The sequence below is a fragment of the Streptococcus oralis genome (assembly GCF_019929365.1).
GTDB classification, from domain to species: Bacteria; Bacillota; Bacilli; order Lactobacillales; family Streptococcaceae; genus Streptococcus; species Streptococcus oralis_BT.
Genome location: NZ_JAHZPH010000001.1, coordinates 411,692 through 423,901, shown reverse-complemented (window position 1 = coordinate 423,901; position 12,210 = coordinate 411,692). Strand labels below are relative to the sequence as shown.

Annotated in this window: 11 protein-coding genes; 5 read left to right on the top strand and 6 right to left on the bottom strand. The window is 40.1% G+C overall.

Annotated elements, in window-relative coordinates:
• Positions 1-611: 611 nt before the first annotated feature.
• The 3 genes from K1I53_RS02140 to K1I53_RS09325 are packed head-to-tail and all read right to left on the bottom strand — an operon-like array spanning position 612 to position 2,464.
• Complete coding sequence (locus tag K1I53_RS02140; RefSeq protein WP_223327973.1) at positions 612-1,430, bottom strand: TIGR03943 family putative permease subunit; 819 nt, start codon at positions 1,428-1,430, stop codon at positions 612-614.
• Positions 1,427-2,332 (bottom strand): permease, encoded by a 906-nt coding sequence (locus K1I53_RS02135; protein ID WP_223327972.1) that lies wholly within the window; start codon positions 2,330-2,332, stop codon positions 1,427-1,429. Before K1I53_RS02135 ends, K1I53_RS02140 begins: the two co-directional genes overlap by 4 nt.
• Positions 2,333-2,464: an SPJ_0845 family protein gene (locus K1I53_RS09325; RefSeq protein ID WP_000268696.1), complete on the bottom strand. Its 132-nt coding sequence runs from the start codon at positions 2,462-2,464 to the stop codon at positions 2,333-2,335.
• Between the two features lie 130 nt (positions 2,465-2,594).
• Here K1I53_RS09325 and K1I53_RS02130 point away from each other — a divergent pair, with 130 nt between their 5' ends.
• The 3 genes from K1I53_RS02130 to K1I53_RS02120 are packed head-to-tail and all read left to right on the top strand — an operon-like array spanning position 2,595 to position 5,492.
• Positions 2,595-4,724, top strand: a complete 2,130-nt coding sequence (locus tag K1I53_RS02130; RefSeq protein ID WP_223327971.1) for a Tex family protein — start codon at positions 2,595-2,597, stop codon at positions 4,722-4,724.
• Complete coding sequence (locus K1I53_RS02125; protein ID WP_084976217.1) at positions 4,711-5,160, top strand: SprT family protein; 450 nt, start codon at positions 4,711-4,713, stop codon at positions 5,158-5,160. The genes K1I53_RS02130 and K1I53_RS02125 overlap by 14 nt, the downstream gene beginning before the upstream one ends.
• Before the next feature lie 59 nt (positions 5,161-5,219).
• Entirely contained in the window at positions 5,220-5,492 is a 273-nt protein-coding gene (locus K1I53_RS02120; RefSeq protein WP_223327965.1) for a PspC domain-containing protein, read from the top strand.
• Positions 5,493-5,596: 104 nt separating this feature from the next.
• Here the strand turns inward: K1I53_RS02120 and K1I53_RS02115 are convergent, their stop codons facing one another.
• Positions 5,597-6,247, bottom strand: a complete 651-nt coding sequence (locus tag K1I53_RS02115; RefSeq protein WP_000571614.1) for an ABC transporter ATP-binding protein — start codon at positions 6,245-6,247, stop codon at positions 5,597-5,599.
• 1 nt (position 6,248) lies between these two features.
• The gene (locus K1I53_RS02110) at positions 6,249-8,243 is read right to left on the bottom strand and encodes a DUF1430 domain-containing protein (protein WP_223327963.1); all 1,995 of its coding nucleotides are present in this window, start codon (positions 8,241-8,243) and stop codon (positions 6,249-6,251) included.
• Positions 8,244-8,688: 445 nt separating this feature from the next.
• Between K1I53_RS02110 and K1I53_RS02105 the strand changes: the two genes are divergently transcribed.
• Positions 8,689-9,447: an ABC transporter ATP-binding protein gene (locus K1I53_RS02105; RefSeq protein WP_033585331.1), complete on the top strand. Its 759-nt coding sequence runs from the start codon at positions 8,689-8,691 to the stop codon at positions 9,445-9,447.
• A gap of 1 nt (position 9,448) precedes the next feature.
• Entirely contained in the window at positions 9,449-11,437 is a 1,989-nt protein-coding gene (locus K1I53_RS02100; RefSeq protein ID WP_223327962.1) for an FtsX-like permease family protein, read from the top strand.
• Positions 11,438-11,478: 41 nt separating this feature from the next.
• Here K1I53_RS02100 and K1I53_RS02095 read toward each other — a convergent pair whose 3' ends face one another.
• Positions 11,479-12,174 (bottom strand): VIT1/CCC1 transporter family protein, encoded by a 696-nt coding sequence (locus K1I53_RS02095; RefSeq protein WP_223327959.1) that lies wholly within the window; start codon positions 12,172-12,174, stop codon positions 11,479-11,481.
• Positions 12,175-12,210: the final 36 nt, after the last annotated feature.

Genomic DNA, 12,210 nt, shown 5'->3' with positions numbered 1-12,210 from the left:
AACAACTGGAAGTTATGAACTAGCCTCAAAAGTTTGACAGAAAAAATCCAGTTATGGGACTTAGTGCATTTATATTATGTCTTCATTTTACAGAAACCGAAAGTAAATAACTATTTTTAATATAAAATTTTGTCTTTTATCATATTTTTTTGAAAAAAGCTAGTAATTTGACTGAAAAAATTTGCAATTCTCCACAAGAAAATATATAATATAGTTGAGATGGAAAAACGTTTTTTAAAAGGAGGTGCACATTATGTTCTTAGGATTCTACTTCCGTTTTTGGTTCAGCATTTGGTGGCGTTAATAGAGGTTAGTGGTTGTTAAATTAAACTCAAATAGCTTTATGCCAGTAAGAAACTGAAATATTCAGTTTAATATGAGTTTTATTTTTTCTAGTAAATCAACGTTTTCTATCACAACTCTATTGCAGTTAAGCTATGATATGTGATGATTGTCAACCCTATCTTGTTAACATTTTTATGGTCTCGAGAAATCTTATTTCTTGGGACTTTTTCTATTGTTTGAAAGGTTGTGTGTTGATTTTGTTGAACTAGGAGAACAAAAAAGACAAGCTACTTTAAAAAGTAATTTGTCTGTTGTTGGGTCACTTTTTATTGAAACACACGATAAACGTAAGGATTTTCTGGTTTGTCTACTTTTGTGAAACTCTCAACTTCCAGTGTTGGAAGTTTTTGTTTGAGTTCTTTATGGTAGTGGAGAGTGAGAGTTCCTTTGGCGGTAATCCAGGTATTGTCAGGATACTGGCGTGAGTTTCCCTTAGTCAGGAGTCCATATACACCAGAGTCTGCGATACAGTGGATAATCCCAAAGCGAAAGAGGAACTGGCTATCTTGATGGCTAGGATCGTTATAAACAAAGCCTGTAAACTCGATTTGCTTTCCTTCAAACTCTTGAGGGTAGTCATAGAGAACTTCCATGACCTCCATATAGTTTTCATCATTGACTTGAATGGTTGGCTGGGATAGGTATTTATCAGCTGTAGCCCTCATTTCCTTTTCATAAGCAGATTTGGAAAAATAGGTGCTGGTATCGGGTTTGAGGTATTGACTGGATGTTCCTTCGCTTGCCTGAATGGCTGTGTTGATTCCCTCAGCAAGTGGGAAATGATATCCTTTGGCAGATACGGTTCTCGAGTCCAAACTTACTGTCGGAAAGGCAACCCCAATCAACAGAGGTAGTGACAGTAAAAGGAGGCTGATTCGTCTAGCTCGACGACTTTCCAAATGGCTGTGAGAGTTGATTTTCTTGATCCAGATATAGAATTGGACTAGAGCCAACAGAAGAGAAAGGACCATGGAGATATAGACTAGATAGGAATAGTGGAGGTTGATGTAGTGACTGAGCTTGCCAGATAGCTGCAGATACAGAGTTAGGGCAAAATAACCCAGTAAAATGAAAAATCGGATCATAGCATCACTCCTATCATGTAAGAATAAAGTAAGACAAGCACTGTCACAATGCCCATGAATTGCCAGATGAAGCGCGCTTTGAGATAGTGTTTCATCATGAGGAGATTTTTGATATCAAGCATGGGGCCAATAACGAGAAAAGCAAGGATTGGCGCTAGACCGAAGCTCGAGAGGAGAGAAGCGCCGATAAAGGCGTCCGCCTCGCTACAAAGAGAGAGGAGAAAGGCTAGAAACATGAGCAAGAGAATCGCAAGGACTGGACTTGCGCTGATAGAGGTCAAGATCCGAGTCGGGACATAGACCTGCACGATAGCCGCAAAGAGACAGCCAAAGACCAAGTAACGCCCCATATCGAAAAACTCATCAATAGCTTGTATGAAGACCTGAAATACTTTTCTAGCGGGACCCAAGTGTGAAAAGTCGTGTTCATGGCAAGCGATAGGATTCTCTTTTTGAATGGGTTCCTTCCAGAAAAATCCTAGGAAAATTCCAAGCACCAAAGCAATCACAATGGCTCCCAGCGCTCGCAAGAAGGCAAATTTTATTGAATTGCCAAAGGCAGAATAAGTGGCGAAAAGAACGATAGGATTGATGATGGGAGCAGTCACCAGAAAGGGAACGGCCGTGTAGCTGGGCACCTTTTTTTCCAAAAAACGGTTGATAATCGGAACGATTCCACACTCGCAAGAAGGAAAGAGAAAGCCAATGAAGGTACCAAAAAAGATCCTTCCCCACCGATTGCGAGGAAGAAACTCATAAACTTTATCAGGTGTGATATAGACCTCAATCAATCCCGAAATGAGACTCCCAATCAAGACAAAAGGAAGGGCTTCAATCATGATGGAGAGAAAAATAGCCCCTGCTTGTAAAATGCTAGGAGAAAGAGATTGGAAAATCGTCATCTATTTTTTCTTCTCAACTTTTTCTTTTTTATCTTTGTCATCTGGGAAAGTGACCTGTGTTAAGTCAGGGAGTTTGGCAAATTCTTCAAACATCTTGTCCAAGTCATCAGTTTTTGTAAATTTAACAGCCATGGGCCTACCTCTTTTCTAAATTCTACCTCTATTATACTATTATTTTGTGGAAAAGGGATTATTTTGATAATCAAAGAGGTAAAAACAGGTAAGGTGAAACAAGCCTTGTCCCTTATGGTATAATAGGTTTATGGATAAAAAATATGAAAAAATCTCCCAAGATTTGGGTGTGACGTTAAAGCAAATCGATACCGTTCTAAGTTTGACAGCCGAAGGGGCGACGATTCCCTTTATCGCGCGTTATCGGAAGGATATGACTGGTAGTCTGGATGAAGTGGCGATTAAGGCCATTATCGACTTAGATAAAAGCCTGACTAATCTCAATGACCGCAAGGAAGCTGTCTTGACTAAGATTCAAGAACAAGGCAAGCTAACAAAGGACTTGGAAGAAGCTATCTTAGCTGCCGAAAAACTAGCAGATGTAGAAGAACTCTATCTTCCATATAAGGAAAAGCGTCGGACCAAGGCAACCATTGCTCGCGAAGCTGGACTCTTTCCTCTTGCGCGCTTGATTTTGCAAAACGTAGCTGACTTAGAGAAAGAGGCCGAGAAGTTTGTCTGTGAAGGATTTGCGACTGGTCAAGAAACTTTAGCTGGTGCAGTTGATATCTTGGAAGAAGCTTTATCTGAAGACGTCAATCTACGTGCTATGACCTATCAGGAAGTGCTGAGACACTCTAAAATCACTTCGCAGGTCAAGGATGAAAGTCTCGATGAAAAACAAGTTTTTCAGATTTATTATGATTTTTCAGAGACAGTTGGCAACATGCAGGGCTATCGAACTTTAGCCCTCAACCGTGGGGAGAAGCTAGGTGTCTTAAAAGTCGGTTTTGAACATGCGACAGATCGTATCCTATCTTTCTTTACTGCTCGTTTCAAGGTGAAAAATGCCTATATTGATGAAGTTATCCAGCAATCTGTTAAGAAAAAGGTCTTGCCTGCTATCGAGCGCCGTATTCGGACAGAATTGACTGAGAAAGCGGAAGAAGGGGCTATCCAACTCTTTTCAGACAATCTGCGCAATCTCCTCTTGGTTGCTCCACTGAAAGGGCGCGTGGTTCTAGGCTTTGACCCTGCCTTTCGTACAGGTGCCAAGCTGGCTGTCGTTGATGCGACGGGGAAAATGCTGACGACACAGGTCATCTATCCTGTTAAACCAGCCTCTGCTCGTCAGATTGAAGAAGCCAAGAAAGATTTGGCAGATTTGATTGGTCAGTATGGCGTAGAAATTATTGCTATCGGAAATGGAACGGCTAGCCGTGAAAGCGAAGCCTTTGTGGCAGAAGTTCTGAAAGATTTTCCTGAAGTCAGCTATATTATCGTCAATGAAAGTGGTGCCTCTGTCTACTCTGCCAGCGACCTTGCTCGTCAGGAGTTTCCAGACTTGACCGTTGAAAAACGATCGGCTATCTCTATCGCCCGTCGTTTGCAAGATCCCCTTGCCGAATTGGTCAAAATCGATCCCAAGTCAATCGGTGTAGGGCAATACCAGCACGATGTCAGTCAGAAGAAACTGTCTGAAAGTCTGGACTTTGTCGTCGATACCGTGGTTAACCAAGTTGGTGTCAATGTCAATACAGCCAGCCCAGCTCTTCTTTCACACGTAGCTGGACTCAATAAAACCATCTCTGAAAATATCGTCAAATACCGTGAAGAAGAAGGAAAAATCACTTCACGCGCTCAAATCAAGAAAGTTCCTCGTTTAGGTGCTAAAGCCTTTGAGCAGGCAGCTGGTTTCCTCCGTATCCCTGAAAGTAGCAATATCCTAGATAATACTGGAGTTCACCCAGAGAACTATGCTGCGGTCAAGGAACTCTTCAAACGCTTGGATATCAAGGACTTGAATGAAGAAGCTCAAAGCAAACTCAAGTCCCTTTCAGTCAAAGAAATAGCGCAAGAACTAGACCTCGGTCCAGAAACCCTTAAAGATATCATTGCTGATCTTCTCAAACCGGGTCGAGATTTCCGTGACTCTTTTGATGCTCCAGTTCTCCGTCAAGATGTACTGGATATCAAGGACCTTGTGGTTGGTCAGAAGCTGGAAGGTGTGGTGCGTAATGTCGTTGACTTCGGTGCCTTCGTTGATATCGGGATTCACGAGGACGGCCTGATTCATATTTCGCATATGAGCCACAAATTTATCAAACATCCTAGCCAACTGGTGTCGGTCGGAGATTTGGTAACGGTTTGGGTTAAAAAAATCGATACTGAACGTGAAAAAGTCAATCTGTCGCTCCTAGCTCCAGATGAAACTGACTGAGTACGTTCAGTCTGTTTCCCTCGAAGACTTTGGTAGACCTTTCACACACCAAGCCCAGTGGAATTCTCGTCTGCGAACGACAGGTGGACGATTTTTCCCTAAGGATGGGCATTTGGACTTTAATCCAAAGGTTTATAATGAACTAGGTTTGGAAGTCTTTCGCAAAATTGTACGCCATGAACTCTGTCACTACCACCTTTATTTTGAGAAAAAGGGTTATCGCCATAGGGACCGAGATTTTAAGGAACTTTTGAAAGAAGTTGATGGACTGCGCTATGTACCGCCCTTGAAAACACAAACTCAAAGTGCCTACCTAGTCTATCAGTGCCAATCTTGCCAGCAAAGCTATCAACGCAAGAGAAGGATTGATACCAAGCGCTATCGATGTGGCATCTGCCGAGGTAAACTCGTCATCTTAAATCGGCCTAAGGACTGATGTTCTTGGTCTCGTTTTATGCTATACTACTTGTAAGAATACCGAAAGAGGAAACAATCATGAATACAAAATTTTATAAAATGAGACGAAATCGTATGGTGTCAGGAGTTTTAGCTGGTCTATCAGACAAGTGGAATTTTGATGTAACCCTAGTCCGCTTTCTCTTCGCCATTTTTACCGTAGCAAATTTTGGAGTCGGAGTGATAATCTACATTATCCTTGCCTCTATCCTGCCAACTAAGGAAGAGATCGAAGCAGAAATGTACGGAACAGGACCACGCAAGCGTAAGGAAGCTCAAGCCATTGATGACAATGATGGCTGGTTTTGGTGAGATTTAACAGGGAAAATTTATTATTTGCACTATGTTACTTAAAAGAAGCAGCATAAATGACTGAAAATCCCTTGTGGTTATTTAGCCACAAGGGATTTTGGTATTTAAGTATATTCTTTTCCATCTTGAGAGAGATGAATTACCTGATCAGCCATTTTCCAGATACTAGGATTGTGAGTTGCGATGATAATTGTTCTATTAGCATTACGAAGTTCAAGGAGAATTTCCATAATTTCCTTGGAATTTTTTGGATCTAGCGAGGCGGTAGGCTCATCAGCTAAAATCAAAGGAGGATCTTTCAGGATAATCTTAGCAAGCGCTACGCGTTGAGCTTCACCACCAGATAATTCATAGATTTTTTGGTTGAGACTTAGATAATCTAGTCTGACAGCTTGTAGTGCTTGAAGAAGAAGTCTCTCTTTTTCTTGTTTCTTGTTCTGTTTTTTGCCAATCAGTCCCAGCTCAAGATTTTCTCGAATGGTCTGACTTTCTAATAGTCCAAAGTTCTGGAAGAGATAACCTAGCTCGTTACGATAGAATTCCTCATTTTTTAGTGAAGTCAAAGGCTTTCCTTTGTAAACTATTTCTCCTTTGTCGAAAGTCTCTAGTTTTGCAAGCATATTGAGCAAAGTGGTTTTTCCACAACCACTGTCTCCTATCAAAGCATACACCATACCACTTTGAAAATTCAGATTCAAGTCTGAAAAAATAATACGAGAACCAAATTGTTTCCAAATATGTTGTAATTCAATCATACTATCCTCCTTTGATGATGCTAGCATAGGTTTTACTTTCCTTCTTATCACAGATTTTCAATAGAAGAACGGCTAAACTTGAAAAGCTGAAAAATAGGATCAGGGTAATCCAGATATTCTTAGAAATAATGAAAGCTAGACCACTTCCGAGAAAGAGAGCTGCTATTTGAGAAGTGATATATCTATTGTGTAATTCAAAGAAATAATAGCCTGCTATTTTTTTCAAGAATATGGTTTTGCGAAAGGCTTCAAAATAGAGCAGATTTAAACTTGTAAACAGCAAAATTGAAGTCAAAATAGCAAACATAGAACTCGCTAAGTTACTAAAAATTTCGATTTTAATTTTTTGATTTAACTGGAGATAGGTTTCCCTAGCAGACGATAGCCTTGAGACCATATGATCAAGTTGATAGTGTTTCAAAAGTTCTTGTGTCTGGTGGAGGTCTGTAAAATAGAGATATTCTAGATTTGTAAACCAGAAGATGGAGGAAGCCTTGCCAAGTGCTTTAGGAGAAAGCACAAGAAAGATGGGATTTGATAACCATTGATCATAAGCAATATGGGCGGTATTATAGAGAAATACATCATTTTTTTGATTGGTATAAGCTATACTAACTTCGACAGTTTGATTAGACTTGCTACTGTATAATCGGTTGGTTAACTCTTGTTGCAAGGTTGATTTTATATCTTTTTCATTTTTTTGTAGTTCTTCTGGGAGTATGGCAAGAATCTGTCCATCTTTGAGGGTGTTGATTTTTTGAAAGGTTTCTGATGTTAACTTTATACCTTCTTTTTTGAAGTAGTTAGGTGTTACATAGAGAATATTTTTTCCTTCCACACCATAAGGGTTATTTTCAGTTTCATTATGATTTGAGGTAGCTTGCTTAAGAGCTTGCTCAAATAGATTATGTTTAATAAGGAAGGCATTCTCATTATCTATAGCATGCTGAATAAAGTCAAACCATTTATCAGCATTTGTCTGCAGTTCATCTAAATTTTTCATCTGACTGGAACGCCCTGTTTTAAGAGTAACAACATTGGAGCGTTGTTCCCAAGTAGCTTGTCCAGCCTCATTTTTCTCAAGTATATGATAGTAAGTAGACATACGTCCAAATCCTACAATAACCAGTAGAATGGCAAGTACCTGACCAAAGTAGAGAATGCGTAGAATTGACTTGATTGGTAATTTTCCTTTGATGATAGAGAGGAGATGGACTTTTTTTAAAGAAATGGTAAAAAGAAAGGCAATTAGAAGACTAAGTAAGAGAAGTAGGCTATTGTAAAGAATAAAAAGTATTCCTAGAAAAGTCTGAACTTCATAAGGATATCCTAGGGAAATGAGCAAGATACATGCTATCAGCAAAGCAGGTAGACCAAAAAGAAGGATATCAAGTCCGTCTCTTGCGAGAGAACGAAAGAAGAGATAGCTCAGCCGCTCTCCAGAAATCAATCTAATCCCTGACTGAGAAAGAGATTGAATCTGACCAATAACAATCAAAGCTAAGAAAGTCAGCAAAAAGATTAACATACTGATGAGCTGATCAGGTTGGGTAAAGAGGGCAAGTACAAAGGATACTCTATCATTTTCAAATGCATTCGCTTTTTCTAGTCCAAGTTCTTTCAGATGAGTGGCCAATTCTTGACTAGTTAGGGATCCGCTGATAATATTGTAGTTGTTGAGAAGATCGCTTTTGCGAATGCTTTCTTGACTTGCTGGAGGCATCCAGTCTGGGAGTTTCCCATCTCCAAAAACTTCGTAGTAAGTTTGTGATTTTCCATCACTATCTACTTCCCAAATGGTTCTTGCGATAAGACTATTATGTTCTTTAGCAAGACTATTTAATTCTTGTTTGAGGGTAGTATAATCGACTTGACCACTGAGTACAGCCACACCTGGAAATAGGCGTTGAGGAAGAGCTTCTTTCCAAAAGGACAGAGTGGCAATGAGGAAGAAAGTTAAAAGAAGATTGCTGATGAAGAGAAAAACACGTTTCATAGGAACCTCTTTCTAAAAAAGAGGGAGCTGAACCTCCCTCCTTATAGCAGTGATACGAATGATAGTTTAGCACCTTTAAAAATAATTAGCAGAAAGCCAATTCTTTTACAAGATGTTAAAGAAAGCCTTTTCATAACTTAATTTTACTATTTTTTTAAGAATAAAACAAGCAATGACAGGAATTCCTATAGTAGCCATTTTCAAAAAAATTCCTCAATCTTACAAAAATGTAAGATTAAAGTCTCTTTTGTAAGGTTAGGTTATGGCAGGCCACCTTTTTTTGCGATAAACTAGACTCATAAAGAACAAAGGAGCAAAACCATGAAAAGAATTTTACAAAAGAAAACAAGAAAACCAAGTCAAAAAGATATCGAGCGTGTTCAACTGGGATGCGCTATGATGCAAGCACAGTTTCAAATGATGGGATATTAAGAAGGAGAAAATCATGACACTTTTAGATGTAAAACACGTTCAAAAAATCTATAAAACACGTTTCCAAGGCAACCAAGTAGAAGCCCTCAAAGACATTCACTTTACCGTAGAAAAGGGTGACTACGTTGCCATCATGGGAGAGTCTGGTTCAGGAAAGTCAACTCTGCTCAACATCCTAGCTATGTTGGATAAACCAACTCGTGGTCAAGTTTACTTGAACGGAGTAGATACAGCAACTATTAAAAACTCACGGGCTTCCAGCTTCCGTCGTGAGAAGTTAGGATTTGTCTTCCAAGACTTTAACTTGCTAGATACCCTGTCTGTTAAGGACAATATCTTGCTTCCGCTAGTTTTATCAAGAAGACCCATCACAGAGATGATGAAGAAATTGGTAGTGACTGCTGAAAATTTGGGTATCAACCAATTGCAAGAGAAGTATCCTTACGAGATCTCAGGAGGTCAAAAGCAGCGGGTAGCAGTAGCACGCGCTATCATCACTGAACCTGAAATTCTCCTTGCGGATGAGCCAACAGGAGCCCTTGACTCCAAGTCATCTGCAGCATTACTCGATGTATTTGATGAAATCAATGAACGCGGCCAAACCATTCTGATGGTAACCCACTCAACGGCAGCAGCAAGTAGGGCCAAGCGCGTTCTCTTTATCAAGGACGGCATTCTTTACAACCAAATCTACCGTGGAGATAAGACAGAGCGTCAGATGTTCCAAGAAATCTCTGATACTTTGACTGTTATGGCAAGCGAGGTGAATTAGTATGTTCCGATTAACCAATAAGTTAGCGGTATCTAACTTGATTAAAAACCGCAAGCTCTACTATCCCTTTGCCCTTGCTGTTCTCTTAGCTGTGACCATCACTTATCTCTTTTACTCATTGACACTTAATCCCAATATTGGCAAGATTCGAGGGGGAGAGACTATCTCCATGACGCTTGGTCTTGGTATGGTGATTGTCACTATAGCCTCTGCCATCATCGTCTTTTATGCCAATAGTTTCGTCATGAAAAACCGTTCCAAAGAACTAGGGATTTATGGCATGCTAGGATTAGAAAAACGCCATCTGATCAGCATGGTCTTTAAGGAGCTTCTTATATTTGGCTCTCTAACCTTGACAGCTGGACTTGGCCTAGGAGCTCTCTTTGATAAGCTAATCTTTGCTCTGCTTCTGAAGCTAATGAATATGAAGGTGGAGCTCGTAGCGACCTTCCAACCAAGTGTCTTTATCCTAGTTACCCTTATTTTTGGAGCTATTTTCCTAGGTTTGGTTTTTATCAATGCCTTTCGGATTGCACGCATGAATGCCCTACAGCTCTCTCGTGAGAAGGCCAGTGGTGAGAAAAAAGGACGTTTCTTAAGCCTTCAGACCATTCTAGGTTTGATTAGTATGGGAGCTGGCTACTACCTAGCAGTGACAGTTGAAAATCCTTTAACTGCACTCATAATTTTCTTTGTAGCAGTCTTGCTGGTAATCTTTGGGACCTATCTCTTGTTTAATGCAGGGATTACAGTATTCCTACAAATCTTGAAGAAAAACAAGCGTTATTATTACCAACCCAACAACATGATTTCCGTATCCAATCTCATCTTCCGTATGAAGAAAAATGCGGTTGGTCTTGCGACGATTGCCATTCTTTCAACCATGGTCTTGGTGACCATGTCTGCTGCAACTAGTATCTTCAAGGCTTCAGAAACCTTCAAGAAATTCATGAATCCACATGATTTTGGAATTTCAGGACGAAATGTTGAAAAAGAAGATTTAGATAAACTTTTGAGTCAGTATGCTAGCGATAAGGGATTGACTGTCACCAAAAAAGAAGTCTTTCGTCACAGCAATTTTGGCATTGAGAGTCAAGATGGAACCAAACTCCGTATCTTTAAAAAGGGGAATAACTTTGTCCAACCAAAAACCATTTTCATGGTCTTTGACCAAAAAGACTATGAAATCATGACTGGTCAAAAACTCTCCCTTTCAGGTAATGAAGTTGGGTTGTTTGCCAAGAGTAAAGAACTTCAAGGGCAGAAAGAACTCACTTTAAATGACCAGACCTACACAGTTAAAGAAGAAGTTAAAAATGATTTCGTTCTGGAACATGTGCCAAATCAGTTTAACATTCTCACATCTGACTATAATTATCTTGTTGTGCCTAATCTGCAAGCCTTTATTGATCAATATCCGGATTCCTCTCTCTTTGATCAACTTTATGGTGGTATGAATGTAACAGCTGGTGAGGAAGAACAGCTCAAACTCGCTGACGATTTTTCAAAATTTCTTAATAACTTTAATAGAGAATTAAACAAAGAGGGAAGCTATGTATACGGAAGCAATCTGGCTGATAGCAGTGCACAAATCAGTGCCCTCTATGGTGGTGTCTTCTTCATCGGTATCTTCCTTTCTATCATCTTTATGGTGGGAACAGTCCTCGTTATCTACTACAAACAAATTTCTGAAGGCTATGAAGACCGTGAACGCTTCATCATTTTGCAAAAGGTCGGACTCGATCAAAAGCAAATCAAGCAAACCATCAATAAACAGGTGCTAACTGTTTTCTTCCTCCCATTGCTCTTTGCCTTCCTACACCTCGCCTTTGCCTATCATATGCTTAGCCTTATCCTAAAAGTCATTGGGGTACTAGATGCGACCATGATGTTGACCGTTACACTTTCCATTTGTGCCATCTTCCTCATCGTCTACGTCTTGATCTTTATGATTACCTCAAGAAGCTATCGCAAGATTGTGCAAATGTAAAAAAAGATACCTCGATATTTGTCGAGGTATCTTTTTTTATCTTAGATACTAAAGAGTTGTCCGAATAGGTAAGTCACTCCCATGGTCAGAAGTCCGATACAAAGGTTGCGGATCATAGCAGTTTTCGTAGGAGCCTTGCCTAGTTTAGCACTGGTATAGCCCGTAATGAGAAGGGAGAGGGCTACGATAAAGACAGTAGCAGGGATGCGATAGTCACTTGGAAAGACAGTGATCGAAAGCATAGGAGGAAGACTTCCCAGTACAAAGGCGATAAAGCTAGAGATTGCAGCATGCCAAGGATTGGTAAACTCTTCGTACTCGATTCCATACTTTTCTTCGACCAAGGCTTTGAGTGGATTTTTCAAAAAGGCTTTGTTGGTCAAGAGGTGGGCGGACGTTTCACATTCACCGTTTTGAAGATAAGCAGCATAGAGGGATTGTTTTGCAGATTCAATGTCTTTATCCAAGAGTAATTGCTCTCTAGCAACAGCGGCTTCTTCCGTGTCTTTCTGAGTGGATACAGAGACATATTCGCCACCTGCCATAGAAAAAGCACCAGCGAGGATAGCCGCCAATCCAGATAAAAAGATAATCCAGATATTGCTCGTCGCACTGGCAACACCGATAACGACTCCAGCGATGGAAATAATCCCATCATTGGCACCGAGAACACCTGCACGCAGGATATTGAGTCGCCCTGCAAAGTTTGCATCAATTTCATGTTTCAATTCTGTCATAGTCATCTCCTTTCTCTCCATTATAGAGAAAAGAGT

Coding starts and splice junctions, on each gene's coding strand:
- K1I53_RS02140 (WP_223327973.1), bottom strand. CDS start 1,430: ATGATCCGATTTTTCATTTTACTGGGTTATTTTGCCCTAACTCTGTAT.
- K1I53_RS02135 (WP_223327972.1), bottom strand. CDS start 2,332: ATGACGATTTTCCAATCTCTTTCTCCTAGCATTTTACAAGCAGGGGCT.
- K1I53_RS09325 (WP_000268696.1), bottom strand. CDS start 2,464: ATGGCTGTTAAATTTACAAAAACTGATGACTTGGACAAGATGTTTGAA.
- K1I53_RS02130 (WP_223327971.1), top strand. CDS start 2,595: ATGGATAAAAAATATGAAAAAATCTCCCAAGATTTGGGTGTGACGTTA.
- K1I53_RS02125 (WP_084976217.1), top strand. CDS start 4,711: ATGAAACTGACTGAGTACGTTCAGTCTGTTTCCCTCGAAGACTTTGGT.
- K1I53_RS02120 (WP_223327965.1), top strand. CDS start 5,220: ATGAATACAAAATTTTATAAAATGAGACGAAATCGTATGGTGTCAGGA.
- K1I53_RS02115 (WP_000571614.1), bottom strand. CDS start 6,247: ATGATTGAATTACAACATATTTGGAAACAATTTGGTTCTCGTATTATT.
- K1I53_RS02110 (WP_223327963.1), bottom strand. CDS start 8,243: ATGAAACGTGTTTTTCTCTTCATCAGCAATCTTCTTTTAACTTTCTTC.
- K1I53_RS02105 (WP_033585331.1), top strand. CDS start 8,689: ATGACACTTTTAGATGTAAAACACGTTCAAAAAATCTATAAAACACGT.
- K1I53_RS02100 (WP_223327962.1), top strand. CDS start 9,449: ATGTTCCGATTAACCAATAAGTTAGCGGTATCTAACTTGATTAAAAAC.
- K1I53_RS02095 (WP_223327959.1), bottom strand. CDS start 12,174: ATGACAGAATTGAAACATGAAATTGATGCAAACTTTGCAGGGCGACTC.